Here is a 14,372-nt window from a genome sequence, read left to right as displayed (position 1 = left end):
AAATGTTTGTTTTTTGCCATAAAAATCACCTTAATAAGCAGAAATTAATGGGGTAAGCAGTATTTTTATCTTATTTAATTATTTGATTTAAATGATTTTATATTAAAAATATACGGTTATTGAAGGAATGTGTTTTTTATATTTTGTCATGTAAATGTGACTTAAATCCTAAAAGTTAATTAATTGTGTCATAGTCTATTATTCTGTATTGGCTTTTTATGTTTAGCATATTATGCTTGCAAATATCACTTGCCAGTAGGGGGTAAAATGAAGGTCCTTATTTTAGGCAGCGGTGTTATTGGCGTAACCAGCGCATGGTATCTTGCACAAGCAGGCCATGAAGTTACCGTAATTGATCGCCAGAATAGTGCTGCGGAAGAAACTAGTGCCGCCAATGCCGGCCAAATCTCACCAGGGTATGCAACCCCTTGGGGAGCTCCAGGTATCCCACTAAAAGCAATAAAGTGGATGTTTCAACGTCACGCACCTTTAGCTATTCGCCCCGATGGTTCCCTGTTTCAGTTACGCTGGATGTGGCAAATGCTGCGTAATTGTGATGCAAGCCATTACGCGATGAATAAAAGCAGAATGGTACGTTTGGCAGAATATAGCCGGGATTGTATTAAACAGCTAAGGGCCGACACGGGGATCCAATATGAAGGACGTCAGGGGGGAACCCTGCAATTGTTCAGAACCACCAAACAATTTGATAATGCTGCCAATGATATCAAAGTGTTACAGCAAGAGGGCGTTCCTTATCGATTATTGACTGCTGAGCAATTAGCTACAGTGGAGCCAGCGCTTGCTAATGCTTCTCATAAACTGACTGGCGGGTTGCAATTACCAAATGATGAAACGGGTGATTGTCAGCTTTTTACCAAAGCTCTGGCCAAAATGGCTGAAGATATTGGTGTGCAGTTTGTATTCAATAAGCAAGTTAAACGGATTTTGGTGGATGGAAATAAAGTCACGGGTGTTCAATGTGATGATGGTATCATGACGGCGGATCACTATGTGGTAGCGATGGGATCTTATTCCACTGAACTATTAAAAGAATGGATTAAAATTCCGGTTTATCCGCTGAAAGGTTATTCATTGACGATGCCAATCATGGACGAATCAAAAGCACCTGTCTCAACTGTGCTGGATGAAACTTACAAGATCGCCATTACGCGTTTTGATAATCGTATTCGCGTTGGGGGCATGGCAGAAGTGGTCGGATTTAATTTGAATGTCCTCCAGAATCGTTGTGAAACGTTGAAAATGGTTGTACAGGATCTATACCACAATGGGGGCAATATGATGGAGGCTTCACTCTGGACGGGGTTGCGTCCTATGACTCCGGACGGTACCCCTATTGTTGGGCCAACCAAATATGCAAATCTTTATTTAAATACGGGACATGGAACACTAGGTTGGACGATGGCCTGTGGTTCAGGGAAGTTACTGGCTGATTTAATTTCAGGCAAAAAGCCCGATATTGCGGCAGATGATCTCTCTGTATTCAGATACATTGATGGCTTTAATATAAAAGTGTTTTCAATGAAGCCTCATTTACACACAGCATAAATTAATAAACTATAAGAAGAGGTCGTCATGCCACGTCCTATTTTGGCAACGATCCATCTCGATGCATTTCGCCATAATCTGTCTGTTATTCGTCAAATGGTGGGTAACAGTAAAATTTGGTCGGTAGTAAAAGCGGATGCGTATGGGCATGGATTGGACAGAATATGGCAATCACTCATGCAGACAGATGGATTTGCACTGCTTGACATGAATGAAGCTATTTATTTAAGGGAGCAGGGATGGCAAGGGCCAATCTTGCTATTGGAGGGTTTTTTCAAACCCGCGGATTTGCAGATTATCAATCGATACCGTTTGACAACGGTAGTGCATAGTCATTGGCAGCTGGATGAGATAGGAAAAACTTATTTAGATGCTCCCATTGATATCTATTTGAAACTCAATAGTGGTATGAATCGATTGGGATTCACCCCAAAAGAGTATCCACAGATAGTTTCAATGGCGAGGAAGGTTAAAAATATTAAATCAGTGACTTTAATGACTCATTTTGCCAATTCGGATAACGAAATGGGTATTGATGAACAATTCGCGGTTATTGAATGTTTGCAAATGAATTCACTGCCTCACTGCTTGGCGAATTCTGGTGCTGTGTTATGGCATCCGAAAACACATAAAGATTGGGTACGGCCAGGTATTATTCTTTATGGTGCATCTCCCAGTGGAAAGTGGTGTGATATTGCCGATATTGGGTTGAAATCAGCCATGACGCTACAAAGTGAAATCATTGCAGTACATGAACTTCCCAAGGGGGAAAAAATTGGCTATGGCAGCCACTATATAACCCCAAAACCCATGCGTGTCGGTACAGTTGCCTGTGGTTATGCGGATGGATATCCGCGGCATGCCCCAACGGGAACGCCTGTTATGGTTGATGGTGTTCGTACCCGGTTATTGGGTGCTATATCAATGGATATGATGACAGTTGATTTGACTCCGTGTCCTCAGGCAAACATAGGTAGTATTGTCGAGTTATGGGGAGAAAATCTACCCGTAGATGAAGTGGCAAACTCGGCAGGAACCATTGGTTACGAGCTGTTGTGCGCTTTAGCGAAGCGCGTTCCTGTCACTATGGTTTAATCCTTTCTATCTTAAAGCATTCAGGCATTTTATCCTTGGTTTTGGAATAAATGCCTGTTCTATATTCCACTTGGCTGATTATTATCTGAGAACTTACGGCAGCGGATAATGACAGAAAGTCTGTCAGGATTGCCATTCTTAGGCTGTAATGGGTTATTGATACGTGCGGTTTCGATACAAGCCATATTCTTATAACCTTCTTTGCTCATATCTTTCATACTACTGGAAAGTGCAGCGCCAGGATTCCAGCATACTACTTCGCTATGGTGATAGTGATGTATTTCAATTGTTCGTTTCCATAGCGGATCTCTAAGCAGGTTAAAATCGTCTGATTCTGTATAAATGCGGTCTGTTCTCCCGTGGAAGGCTAAATCTTCATCAATATATTGCTCGCTATCGGTGAGGGTATCAATAAAATGTGAACCAAGCCCACTAACCCGAATTTGATTGATGTCACTTACATTGAAGTAAGAGTGAAGAGCGCACATGGCTTGATATTCACCGTGGGATTCTAATTCTATTTCACACGTTTCCCCCAATTTAAAGCGGGCAATTAGCGTGAATTCATGTGGCCACAACTTACGGGTATATGCATTATCCTGTAATGTGAACGTCAAAATAACGCCATTTTCATTCTCATCATGGGCTTTGAGTTCCCAGGGAAGTATCCGTGCAAATCCATGGTTGGGCGCTGTAAACGAACCAAACCAAGGCCAACAGATGGGAATACCACCACGAATAGCCGTGCCTGCGCTGAAAAGAGTGTTATCACTTACCCATAATACGGGTTTTTCGTTATTGGGTTGCCAGGTAATCAGGTGTGCACCTTGAAGACTGATCACGCCGCGAGCTTTAGGATGGGAAACAACAAGTAACGGAAAATCGTCCATGTTTCGCTGGCTAACATAAGGGGAGAGCTGCTCTACAATCGGTAATGAGAAAATTTTATCAAGCATCTGTCATGACCTTATGTAAACTTAAGTTGGCCGTTGAACTAAGGAATAAGAATATCTCAATATTTTAGTTATATAAACATAAAAGCCACCTGTAAACAGATGGCTTTTGAAATTGGATAAAAGCTCAATTAGTTGGAGATGTGAGCGATCAGATCCAGAACTTTATTCGAATAACCGGTTTCGTTGTCATACCAGGAAACCAGTTTTACAAAGTTATCGTTCAGCGCGATACCTGCTTTTGCATCAAATACAGAAGTCAGTTTTTCGCCGTTGAAATCAGTGGAAACCACGTCATCTTCAGTATAGCCCAGAATACCTTTCAGTTCGCCTTCTGCGGCTGCTTTAATCGCGTCACAAATTTCTGCATAAGTTGCTGGTTTAGCCAGACGTGCAGTCAGGTCAACAACAGAAACGTTAGGAGTAGGAACACGGAAAGACATACCAGTCAGTTTGCCGTTCAGTTCTGGGATAACTTTGCCTACTGCTTTTGCTGCGCCAGTAGAAGATGGGATGATGTTCTGTGCTGCACCACGGCCACCACGCCAGTCTTTTGCTGAAGGACCATCAACTGTTTTCTGGGTAGCGGTTGTTGCGTGAACGGTAGTCATCAGACCTTCAATGATGCCGAATTTGTCATTGATAACTTTAGCCAGTGGAGCCAGACAGTTAGTGGTACAGGATGCGTTGGAAACGATATCCTGGCCTGCGTAGGCATTGTGGTTGACACCCATAACGAACATTGGCGTATTGTCTTTGGATGGACCAGTCAGAACAACTTTTTTCGCGCCCGCAGCGATATGTTTACGTGCAGTTTCGTCAGTCAGGAAAATACCCGTTGCTTCTGCAACAACATCAACACCCACTTCGTTCCATTTCAGGTTAGCTGGGTCTCTTTCAGATGTCACACGGATGGTTTTGCCGTTAACAACCAGTTGACCGTCTTTAACTTCAACAGTACCGTTGAAGCGGCCGTGGGTTGAATCGTATTTCAGCATGTATGCCATGTATTCTGCATCCAACAGATCATTGATCGCAACGATTTCAATGTCTGAGCGCTCTTGAGCAGCACGGAAAACAATACGGCCGATACGACCAAAACCGTTAATACCTACTTTGATAGTCATAGTATTCCACCAGCTATTTTTTAGTGAATTAAAAGTTGTTTCTAAAGTTACCAAAATCTTGCCAGCCGTCAAGCGGAATCGTGTCAACAATTGAAAAAGATCAATTTAAGAATCACTATCTAGACGATTGTTATACAGCTGGAACAAGCTCTACGCACACCATTATCGGGGTATAAGGAGATATTTAAAGTTACCATTGGTTAGTTATGTGAGACTTATCACAATTAGTAAAGTAAATTGCTATGTTGGATGGGTTAGAATGCATTTTGACATTTTGGTGTTAATTTTGGATTGTTTCCGATGATATTTTATTGAAAATATTGACCTTAAAAGGTGGTCATTATGACTAAAAGTCAAAATATTTCCCTTTCTATAGAACAACTTAGTACAATGCAGCGCTATGTTACGCAAGAAGCAGGTACTGAGCCGCCATTTTCAGGAAAACTACTGCACAACAAAAAAAATGGCATTTATTATTGCTTGTGTTGCCGCCAGCCATTATTTGTTTCTGATACGAAGTTTGATTCTGGATGTGGATGGCCAAGTTTTTACCAACCGATTAGTGATGGCTCTATCACATATATTGATGATTATTCTCATAATATGCATCGGATAGAGGTGCGTTGTAGCCAATGTCAGGCACATTTGGGGCATGTCTTTCCTGATGGCCCGAAACCGACAGAAGAACGTTTTTGTATTAATTCAGCAGCGCTGCGTTTTGTTGATAAAGAAACAGGCGAAGAAACGGCAGGCTAATGTTATTGAATACCCTGAATTTAAATGCAATGTTGGCTTTATGAGCCAAAAAGAAACGATTCAGCTTATTTTTTGACAAAGTCGTCTTAACGGTTCTTAAGGTCAATAATATTAATAATAACCATGACGGCTTACAGTCGTACAAGTAAAATATGTAGTGAAATAGAGCATATAGCCATTAAGGAAATTTCGATGAAGTTGGATGATTTACTCTCCGCCATGACTCCTGAAATTTATCAGCGATTAGTTCAGGCTGTTGAACTGGGAAAATGGCAGGATGGTGTACCACTTACGCCAGAACAGAAAGAATACAGTTTACAGGCGGTGATGCTCTGGCAAGCAAAATATAACCATGATCCTGAACATATGACGGTTGGCACAGACGGCCAAATTGCCATAAAAAGTAAGCAGGAGTTAAAGGCTATATTTCAGTCCGACATGGTTGCAAAATTAAAACCTCAGTCGGAAGATTGAAATGGCATGAATTAAGAACCTCGCCCTATTTCTGTTGAAGGACGAGGTTCTTTTTAATTTTATGAATGATTCAAGGAGGTTATAAAATGGATATAATTTCACTTTGTGGAATTAATTTAGCCCCTTTTCTGGCCATTTCCTCAAGTGCTTGTTGGCTATCATCTTTCTGGATATTAACACCACGGCAGCCATCAATAATGACATAGGTTTCATAACCTAGTGTCAGGGCATCAAGTACAGTAAATTTTACGCAGTAATCAGTGGCGATACCCATGACAATCAGACGTTGTATGTTCTGCTCTGTTAGCCAATCATCTAGGTGGGTTTTGCTTTTATGGTCATTATCAAAGAATGCACTGTAGCTATCTATTTGGGGATTTTCACCTTTGCGAAAAATTGCTTGAATAGCAGATTGATTTAACAAAGGATGAAATTCTGCACCAAACTCTCCTTGTATACAGTGATTCGGCCACCATACTTGAGGAATGCCATTGAGTTCGCCTAATTCACCCACTTTTTGTCCTGAATTTTCGGCAAAGCTCATATGGTTAGCCGGATGCCAATCCTGAGTGGCGATAACAGTGATATTGTTTGCCTGACATCGTGCAATAACATTATTTGCGACTTCAATCACTGCATCACTATCTTTAACAGCCAGGGCGCCCCCCGTACAAAAGTCGTTTTGTAGATCGATAAGTAATAATGCGGTTTTCATCATATTTCTCGACTCATCTGTTTATTATTCATCAGCATAACTCAATTCTCCCCGCAGATTTTGTTGCATCAGATAGCGGATCTCTTCAGAAGTATAAGATTGGCTTAATAAATAGTGCAATTTTGTTAAAGTTGCCTCGAAAGTCATGTCATAACCGCTGATAACACCTGATGCCGCCAGAGAGTGACCAGTCGCATAGCCTTCCATGTTGACTCGGCCTGAAATACATTGTGTCAAATTAACCACAATAATACCTCTCTCGGTTGCTTCCTTTAACGTTTGTAACAAATCAGCACGTTGCGGAGCATTGCCAACACCGTACGAGCGTAAAATTAACGCCTTGACTGGTTGCATGAGAATATTGTCTACCACCTGACTGGATAATCCCGGATAGATGGTCACGACACCAATCGGTTGTGGTGTGATGGTATTCACAACAAATTCGCCGTGACTAACCGGTATAGGATTTGTTTTGAAGGTGCGAATATTTATTCCGGCTTCCATCAGTGGGGGGCAGTTAGGGGATGAAAAAGCATTAAAACCATCTGCATGGGCTTTAATTGTTCTATTGCCACGAAATAACTTATTGTTAAAAAACAGGCCGACTTCGTTAATAGGATAATTTGCTGCAAGATACAGCGCATTGAGAAGATTGGTTTGTCCATCGGAACGCAATGCTTCCAGAGGAATTTGTGACCCTGTCACAATAATGGGTTTATTAAGGTTTTCGCACATGAAGGAGAGTGCTGACGCTGTGAAAGCCATGGTATCTGTACCGTGCAGAATAACAAAGCCATCATAATCATGATAATTCTGATAAATATCATTTGCGATAATGCTCCAGTCATCAGGGCTCATATCAGAAGAATCAATCAGGGGTTGGTGTTCACGGATCGTGAATGTCGGCATTTCAGGACGGTGAAATTCTGGCATCTTGGCGAGTTGTTGCTGTAAATGACCGGAAACGGGAATATATCCATTAGGGGAATGTTGCATCCCAATAGTACCGCCAGTGTAAACAACATAGATCGATTTCTTCTGCATGATAACGCCTCAATAAAAACATTTAGCTGGATTATAGGGAGTATCAAGAATAAAAAAAGCCTGATGGTGAAATCAGGCTTTAAATCTGTTGAAAACTTAGTCAATTATTTTAACGAATATCGACACAATTCAGACAGAATGTGTAGATATTCTGCGGATCTTTCATATTGTTATAAAATGCAGCTTGTTTTTGCACATCTTGAGCGACTTCAGCAAATGGAGCCGGTAACATTGACTGCAAAGTATTTGGTAATAGTGCTTGCGCTGATGAAGTCAGTCCCAGCATGAATTTTTCCGAGAATGAAAGTTCAGGTTGCATCCAGTCCAGTGATACATCTTTGACCTTTGCCAGCTCAGCGGCTTTTTTAACGGCATCATCAAAATCACCCAGCTGATCGACTAAACCATGCTTTTTGGCATCAATGCCACTCCAAACACGCCCTTGAGCGATATTATCGATTTCATCCACAGACTTATTACGGGCAACTGCAACCAGCCCAATAAACTTACGGTAACCATTTTCAATAGCGAGCTGCATTGTATCTGAAAATGTCTGGTTGATACCTTTAGTGACAGAAATATCGGCGAATGGTGTTGTTGAAATACCGTCGGTATTCACACCAATATAATTGAGGCTTTTCTCAAAGGTTTGAATGGCACCAAAAATACCAATCGAGCCTGTTAAGGTAACCGGATCAGCAATGATGTAGTTAGCAGGGGTAGATATCCAGTAACCCCCTGATGCAGTAGTCCCGCCCATGGAAACTACAATAGGTTTCGCATTTCCGGTCTTGTCATTTCGGATGGCTGCCAATTCATTACGAATAATTTCGGACGCACTGATACTGCCACCTGGGCTGTTTACTCGTAATACGATCGCTTTTATGTTGGGGTTATAGTGTGCGGCATGCAGTTGTTCAACAATAGTGTCACTTCCAACGATACCTGGTGATTGCTTGCCTTCTAAGATTGCACCTTCAGCAACAATGACAGCAATATTGCCTTTATTGTCTGTATCTTGTACTGGTTTTTGGTTGATGTAATCATAGATGCTGATGTAATTGAAATGTTTTTGTTCTTTATTCCAACCGAATTTCTCCCGCATTTCCTTTTCAACGGCGCTGCGTGGCTCAATATAGTCCACCAGTTTGTTTTGGTATGCATACAGTGAAGAGTCTCCGCCAGCTTTACGGAATTTCTCGAGAAAGTTTGCTGCGCCAGGGAAGACCTGATCGGCAGGGATGTGTCGGTTAACGGCAATAGTATTTAAGTAATTGTTCCACAATTCGTTGAGCCAGAGGCTGTCAGCTTCGCGTGCCTCTTTTGACATATCGTCACGTAGCATGGGTTCAACGGCTGATTTATAGGTTCCCACACGGAAAATATGGGTAGATACTTTTAACGTATCCAACAATGACTTGTAGTATAAATGGTTGGTGGAAAAACCATGGATATCAACAGTACCGAGGGGAGATAAATATATTTTATCGGCATAGCTGGCTAAATGATATTGTGCTTGGCTGTAAGAACCATCGATCGCAAAAACAGGCTTACCCGTCGCTTTAAATTCGTTGATAGCCTTGCCAATATACCTCATAGAGGTCTGGTCTGCGCCGATGAAATCAGTTAGCTTTAATACCATGCCTGTAATTTGGGGATCGTTTTTTGCGCGGCGAATGCTGTCAACAACGTCAAACACGGAAGTTTCTTTGTAATTGTCACTGGATGACCCAACCAAATCTCGGGTGAATTGTTCAAATGGACTGCGATCAGTCACTTGATCAAGAACGATACCAGATAGGTTGACATACAATGCCCTGTGATAGTTATCGTCAAGTTTGGATTGTTGCTGGTAAACGATAACCCCAACAACGATAACAGCAATCAACAGAACAAAAATAAGATTGAAAATAAACTGGCGAACAAAATTTAGGAGTTTCCAACTCCATTTAAATAATGCTGCTGTGAAGTGCCATAATTTGCGCATATTGTCTCCGGTTATAGTATCTAAATGGGATTATCCTAATCAGCTCGTTGGGAAATGTCAGCTGGAAATCATGTTATTGATTGAAAAAACAGTTTATATGCTTTCATTCATTAACGAATAAACAGAGAATGTGAGTTCAAACAGATTATCTTATTTAGGAGAAAATAATGAATGCCTTGGAACTTTTGTTAAATCGTCGTTCAGTTTCACGTTTAACAACCCCCGCCCCAAAAGGTAATGAATTGCAGCATATTTTAGCAGCAGGAATGAGAGCGCCTGACCACGGGGCTTTACGTCCTTGGCATTTTATTGTGATGGAAGGGGAAGGTATAAATAAATTCAGTCATCTTCTTGAAAAAGCAGCAATTGAAGGCGGGCTGGGCAAGGATGTTGAGGAGAAAGCAAAAAATGCCCCTTACCGAGCACCTATGATTATTACCGTTATCGCTAAGGTCGTTGAACATGCAAAAGTTCCGGCATGGGAACAAGTGGTTGCTGCGGGGTGCGCCGTTCACGCGATGCAAATGGCTGCAATCACCCAAGGTTTTGGCGGCATATGGCGTTCAGGCTCATGGACAGAAGATCCCATTGTTAAGGCCGGTTTGGGATGTGAGGAAAATGACAAGATTGTGGGATTCTTGTACTTAGGAACCCCAGAACTGAGGGCACCTACAAAAGTTGCAACGCCAGATTTGACGAATTTTGTCAGTTACTTCTAATTTGTCAGTGACATCTTAACTGGAGCGACTAATGTCAACAGAAATCCGTCTGACTCAATACAGCCATGGTGCTGGATGTGGTTGCAAAATTTCGCCTAAAGTGCTGGAAACTATTTTGCACAGTGAACAGGCAAAGTTTTTCGATCCTAATCTTTTGGTAGGCAATGAAACCCGTGATGATGCTGCTGTGTATGATATTGGTAATGGTACAGGCATCATTAGCACTACGGATTTCTTTATGCCTATTGTTGATGATCCGTTTGATTTTGGCCGTATTGCGGCGACTAATGCCATTAGCGATATTTACGCGATGGGAGGGAAACCAATTATGGCGATTGCGATTTTGGGTTGGCCAATTAATAAGCTGGCACCGGAAATCGCGCAAAATGTCATTGAGGGAGGTCGGGCTGTTTGTCAGGAAGCAGGCATTTCCCTGGCTGGCGGGCATTCTATTGATGCCCCTGAGCCTATATTCGGCTTGGCAGTGACAGGCATTATCAATATTGAACGTGTAAAGCGTAATAATCAGGCAAAAGCAGGTAGTCTCCTGTTTCTGACTAAACCTTTGGGCGTTGGCGTATTGACTACGGCGGAAAAGAAAGGGTTGCTCCAACTTAAACACCAAGGTATTGCGAAAGAAACCATGTGCCAGTTGAATAAAGCGGGGACAGATTTTGCAGGAATTGAGGGTGTTACCGCTATGACGGATGTAACAGGTTTTGGTCTGTTAGGGCATTTGAGTGAAATTTGCACAGGTTCTGGCGTTCAGGCGAAGGTCAAATTTGCACAAATTCCGAGATTGCCGGATGTTGATTTTTATATCGAAAAAGGTTGTGTACCCGGAGGCACGGGACGCAACTTTGACAGTTATGGGCACTTGGTTGGAAAGATGACTCCCCATCAACGTCATCTCTTGTGTGACCCACAAACTTCGGGTGGTTTATTGCTGGCGATTTTGCCGGATGCTGTGGAAGAGGCGAAAGCCGTTGCACGAAGCCACGACATTGATTTTTTTGCCATTGGTGAACTGACTGAGCCAAGCTCAGGCAGGGCACTAATTGAAGTTCTTGAATAATTACATGCGTCTTTTTATTGCAGAAAAACCTAGCCTCGCGAGAGCTATCGCAGATGTTTTACCGAAGCCCCATCGACGTGGGGATGGGTTTATCGAATGTGGTAATAACCAGTTTGTGACTTGGTGTGTTGGTCATCTATTGGAACAGGCCGAACCCGATGCTTACGATAGCCGTTATGCTCGTTGGGTATTGGCGGATTTACCGATCATTCCTGAAAAATGGCAGTTAAAGCCACGGGCAGCCGTGGCCAAACAGCTCAACACAATTAAATCCCTGTTGGAAAGAGCGAACGAGATAGTTCATGCAGGTGACCCTGATCGTGAAGGGCAATTGTTGGTGGATGAAGTGCTGGATTTTTTAGCTCTGGATATGGATAAAAAACACAATGTCCAGCGATGCTTAATCAATGATCTCAATCCCCAGGCAGTCGCGAAAGCGATTGAACGGCTAAGGAGCAATCGGGAGTTTATCCCCTTATGTGTTTCTGCGCTCGCCAGAGCCAGGGCAGACTGGCTTTATGGCATCAATATGACCCGCGCTTACACCTTATTAGGCAAAAATGCCGGTTATCAGGGGGTATTATCGGTTGGACGAGTCCAAACCCCTGTTTTAGGTTTGGTTGTGCGCCGTGATGAAGAGATAGAAAATTTCGTGCCAAAAGACTTTTTTGAAGTTAAAGCACATATTGTTACCCCTAATGAAGAGCGATTTACCGCTTTATGGCAACCCAGTGAATCTTGCATTGATTTTCAGGATGAAGAAGGGAGAATTATCCATCGGCCGTTAGCTGAACATGTCGTTGCACGTATTACCGGACAACCTGCCTATGTCACTTCCTATCAGGATAAGCGTGAATCAGAAACGGCTCCATTGCCTTTTTCCCTTTCATCTTTACAGATTGAAGCGGCCAAGCGTTTTGGTTTGAGCGCTCAGGATGTCCTTGACATTTGTCAGCGGCTTTATGAAACCCATAAATTGATCACTTATCCGCGTTCTGATTGTCGTTACCTGCCGGAAGAACATTTTGTCGGGCGTCATGCGGTCCTGAATGCCATTTCGACTCATGCTACCCATTTGCTTCCGCAGGATGCTTTAGATATAGGGCAAAAGAACCGCTGTTGGGATGATAAGAAGGTTGATGCTCACCATGCCATCATTCCTACTGCACGCAGTAGCCAGGTCAATTTAACCGAAAATGAAAGCCATATTTATAGCTTGATTGCGCGACAATACCTGATGCAGTTTTTTCCTGATGCGGTATTTCGGAAATGTACGATTGAACTTGATATTGCTGGTGGGAAATTTATCGCCAAGGCACGTTTTCTGGCAGAAGCGGGTTGGCGGACTCTGCTTGGCAACAAGGAACGGGATGAAGAGAATGAAGGCACGCCATTACCTGTTGTTGCTAAAGGAGATGAGTTATTGTGTGAGAAAGGCGAAGTGGTGGAAAGACAAACACAACCTCCGCGGCCTTTCACTGATGCGACACTATTGTCTGCAATGACTGGTATAGCTCGATTTGTGCAGGATAAAGCTCTAAAAAAAGTGCTTCGTGCCACTGATGGCTTGGGTACGGAAGCGACCCGAGCAGGGATCATTGAGCTGCTATTCAAACGGGACTTTCTGTACAAAAAAGGGCGCTATATTCACGCGACTCCGGCTGGCAGGGCGTTAATTCACGTATTGCCGGACATGGCGGTATTGCCAGATATGACTGCACATTGGGAATCTCGGTTGACGCAAATCAGCGAAAAGCAATTCCGTTATCAAGATTTTATGTTCCCCCTTCAGGAAACATTGCAGCAGTTGATTTGGCAGGCAAAACAGCATCGTAATTTGATGGCTTTCAGGGATTTGCCCCCTGTTCCCGCTGGTGTTAAAAAAGGGAAAGGAAAGCAGGCAAAATCCAGTAAGAGCAGGACAAAGAAAGCTCAAGCCAATCAGGGATAATCTGAAATGATGACACAGCACCATAGTTGGGGGTGCTGTGTTTCATGATTGCTGTTTATATCTTAAACTCAGTCCAAACAGGGGCATGATCGGATGGTTTTTCCATGCTGCGGATAGCATAATCGATACCAGAAGAGAGACATTTTTCTGCTAACGGATGGCTGGCAAGCAGCAAATCAATGCGCAGCCCACGATTATCATCAAAACCTTTTGAACGATAGTCGAACCAAGAAAACTGGTCATTGACTTTGGGATTTAGTGCACGGAATGTATCGATGAATCCCCAATTTTTTAAGCGTTCCATCCATTCACGCTCTTCTGGCAAGAAAGAACATTTCCCCGTTTTCAACCAGCGTTTCTGGTTGTTTTCTCCGATACCAATATCGAGATCTGTTGGACTGATATTCATATCTCCCATAATCAGAATGTGTGACTCTGGAGAATGGTGAGTTTCCAGGTAAGACAGTAGATCTTGATAAAACTTTTCTTTTGCAGGGAATTTAATCGGATGGTCACGGCTCTCCCCTTGCGGAAAATAGCCATTAATTACCGTGAGTAAACCAAGAGGAGTTTCGATATCGGCCATAATAATGCGGCGTTGTGCATCATCGCCATCAGTAGGAAAACCTTTACGGATATCTACGGGTTGTTGGCGAGTCAACAGGGCGACACCATAGTGCGATTTTTGACCATGATAAAAGATGTGATAACCCAACTTACTGACTTCTTCCAGAGGAAACATTTCATCATGGACTTTGATTTCTTGTAATCCGATGACATCAGGTTGGTGTTGTTCAACAATGGCAGTGAGTTGATGATGACGTGCTCTTAACCCATTAATATTGAATGATATAAATTTCATATTGTTATAATCACCTATAAAATATTCTTATTCTCAATATTAACA

Annotated in this window: 13 protein-coding genes; 7 read left to right on the top strand and 6 right to left on the bottom strand. The window is 42.6% G+C overall.

Annotated features, from left to right (window positions below):
- Nucleotides 1–267: 267 nt before the first annotated feature.
- The gene (locus IQ211_RS14920; RefSeq protein ID WP_189758938.1) at nucleotides 268–1,569 is read left to right on the top strand and encodes a D-amino acid dehydrogenase; all 1,302 of its coding nucleotides are present in this window, start codon (nucleotides 268–270) and stop codon (nucleotides 1,567–1,569) included.
- A 27-nt stretch (nucleotides 1,570–1,596) separates the two neighbouring features.
- Nucleotides 1,597–2,664, top strand: a complete 1,068-nt coding sequence (alr, locus tag IQ211_RS14915; RefSeq protein ID WP_189758939.1) for an alanine racemase — start codon at nucleotides 1,597–1,599, stop codon at nucleotides 2,662–2,664.
- Nucleotides 2,665–2,723: 59 nt separating this feature from the next.
- Here alr and IQ211_RS14910 read toward each other — a convergent pair whose 3' ends face one another.
- Together IQ211_RS14910 and gapA are read right to left on the bottom strand one after the other, a co-directional pair.
- Nucleotides 2,724–3,620: a D-hexose-6-phosphate mutarotase gene (locus tag IQ211_RS14910; protein WP_189758940.1), complete on the bottom strand. Its 897-nt coding sequence runs from the start codon at nucleotides 3,618–3,620 to the stop codon at nucleotides 2,724–2,726.
- A 128-nt stretch (nucleotides 3,621–3,748) separates the two neighbouring features.
- Nucleotides 3,749–4,744 (bottom strand): glyceraldehyde-3-phosphate dehydrogenase, encoded by a 996-nt coding sequence (gapA, locus tag IQ211_RS14905; protein ID WP_189758941.1) that lies wholly within the window; start codon nucleotides 4,742–4,744, stop codon nucleotides 3,749–3,751.
- Between the two features lie 342 nt (nucleotides 4,745–5,086).
- Between gapA and msrB the strand changes: the two genes are divergently transcribed.
- Together msrB and IQ211_RS14895 are read left to right on the top strand one after the other, a co-directional pair.
- On the top strand, nucleotides 5,087–5,500 hold the full coding sequence (gene msrB, locus IQ211_RS14900) for a peptide-methionine (R)-S-oxide reductase MsrB (RefSeq protein ID WP_189758942.1): 414 nt from the start codon (nucleotides 5,087–5,089) through the stop codon (nucleotides 5,498–5,500).
- A gap of 192 nt (nucleotides 5,501–5,692) precedes the next feature.
- On the top strand, nucleotides 5,693–5,974 hold the full coding sequence (locus IQ211_RS14895; protein ID WP_189758943.1) for a YeaC family protein: 282 nt from the start codon (nucleotides 5,693–5,695) through the stop codon (nucleotides 5,972–5,974).
- Between the two features lie 79 nt (nucleotides 5,975–6,053).
- On the opposite strand, the gene pncA is transcribed toward IQ211_RS14895, so the two are convergent.
- From pncA to sppA, 3 genes are all read right to left on the bottom strand, one after another.
- On the bottom strand, nucleotides 6,054–6,689 hold the full coding sequence (gene pncA, locus IQ211_RS14890) for a bifunctional nicotinamidase/pyrazinamidase (RefSeq protein WP_189758965.1): 636 nt from the start codon (nucleotides 6,687–6,689) through the stop codon (nucleotides 6,054–6,056).
- Between the two features lie 24 nt (nucleotides 6,690–6,713).
- Nucleotides 6,714–7,733, bottom strand: coding sequence for an asparaginase (ansA, locus tag IQ211_RS14885; RefSeq protein ID WP_189758944.1), 1,020 nt, complete (start codon nucleotides 7,731–7,733; stop codon nucleotides 6,714–6,716).
- Nucleotides 7,734–7,842: 109 nt separating this feature from the next.
- A complete protein-coding gene (gene sppA, locus IQ211_RS14880; RefSeq protein ID WP_189758945.1) occupies nucleotides 7,843–9,720 on the bottom strand; it encodes a signal peptide peptidase SppA in 1,878 nt (625 codons plus the stop codon).
- Between the two features lie 167 nt (nucleotides 9,721–9,887).
- Between sppA and IQ211_RS14875 the strand changes: the two genes are divergently transcribed.
- The 3 genes from IQ211_RS14875 to IQ211_RS14865 are packed head-to-tail and all read left to right on the top strand — an operon-like array spanning nucleotide 9,888 to nucleotide 13,465.
- Nucleotides 9,888–10,439, top strand: a complete 552-nt coding sequence (locus tag IQ211_RS14875; RefSeq protein ID WP_189758946.1) for an NAD(P)H nitroreductase — start codon at nucleotides 9,888–9,890, stop codon at nucleotides 10,437–10,439.
- Between the two features lie 31 nt (nucleotides 10,440–10,470).
- Nucleotides 10,471–11,514 (top strand): selenide, water dikinase SelD, encoded by a 1,044-nt coding sequence (gene selD, locus IQ211_RS14870; protein ID WP_189758947.1) that lies wholly within the window; start codon nucleotides 10,471–10,473, stop codon nucleotides 11,512–11,514.
- Nucleotides 11,515–11,518: 4 nt separating this feature from the next.
- A complete protein-coding gene (locus IQ211_RS14865) occupies nucleotides 11,519–13,465 on the top strand; it encodes a DNA topoisomerase III (RefSeq protein ID WP_189758948.1) in 1,947 nt (648 codons plus the stop codon).
- Nucleotides 13,466–13,520: 55 nt separating this feature from the next.
- Here the strand turns inward: IQ211_RS14865 and xthA are convergent, their stop codons facing one another.
- Nucleotides 13,521–14,327, bottom strand: a complete 807-nt coding sequence (gene xthA / locus IQ211_RS14860; RefSeq protein WP_189758949.1) for an exodeoxyribonuclease III — start codon at nucleotides 14,325–14,327, stop codon at nucleotides 13,521–13,523.
- Nucleotides 14,328–14,372 lie beyond the last annotated feature (45 nt).

It is taken from the genome of Xenorhabdus griffiniae, assembly GCF_015163655.1.
GTDB classification, from domain to species: Bacteria; Pseudomonadota; Gammaproteobacteria; order Enterobacterales; family Enterobacteriaceae; genus Xenorhabdus; species Xenorhabdus griffiniae.
This window is presented reverse-complemented; position numbering and strand designations above follow the sequence as displayed.

What these genes read in the sequence shown, in the direction of transcription:
- msrB (WP_189758942.1), top strand. Translation starts at nt 5,087, where the DNA reads ATGACTAAAAGTCAAAATATTTCCCTTTCTATAGAACAACTTAGTACA.
- IQ211_RS14895 (WP_189758943.1), top strand. Translation starts at nt 5,693, where the DNA reads ATGAAGTTGGATGATTTACTCTCCGCCATGACTCCTGAAATTTATCAG.
- ansA (WP_189758944.1), bottom strand. Translation starts at nt 7,733, where the DNA reads ATGCAGAAGAAATCGATCTATGTTGTTTACACTGGCGGTACTATTGGG.
- IQ211_RS14920 (WP_189758938.1), top strand. Translation starts at nt 268, where the DNA reads ATGAAGGTCCTTATTTTAGGCAGCGGTGTTATTGGCGTAACCAGCGCA.
- IQ211_RS14865 (WP_189758948.1), top strand. Translation starts at nt 11,519, where the DNA reads ATGCGTCTTTTTATTGCAGAAAAACCTAGCCTCGCGAGAGCTATCGCA.
- IQ211_RS14875 (WP_189758946.1), top strand. Translation starts at nt 9,888, where the DNA reads ATGAATGCCTTGGAACTTTTGTTAAATCGTCGTTCAGTTTCACGTTTA.
- IQ211_RS14910 (WP_189758940.1), bottom strand. Translation starts at nt 3,620, where the DNA reads ATGCTTGATAAAATTTTCTCATTACCGATTGTAGAGCAGCTCTCCCCT.
- pncA (WP_189758965.1), bottom strand. Translation starts at nt 6,689, where the DNA reads ATGAAAACCGCATTATTACTTATCGATCTACAAAACGACTTTTGTACG.
- gapA (WP_189758941.1), bottom strand. Translation starts at nt 4,744, where the DNA reads ATGACTATCAAAGTAGGTATTAACGGTTTTGGTCGTATCGGCCGTATT.
- selD (WP_189758947.1), top strand. Translation starts at nt 10,471, where the DNA reads ATGTCAACAGAAATCCGTCTGACTCAATACAGCCATGGTGCTGGATGT.
- alr (WP_189758939.1), top strand. Translation starts at nt 1,597, where the DNA reads ATGCCACGTCCTATTTTGGCAACGATCCATCTCGATGCATTTCGCCAT.
- sppA (WP_189758945.1), bottom strand. Translation starts at nt 9,720, where the DNA reads ATGCGCAAATTATGGCACTTCACAGCAGCATTATTTAAATGGAGTTGG.
- xthA (WP_189758949.1), bottom strand. Translation starts at nt 14,327, where the DNA reads ATGAAATTTATATCATTCAATATTAATGGGTTAAGAGCACGTCATCAT.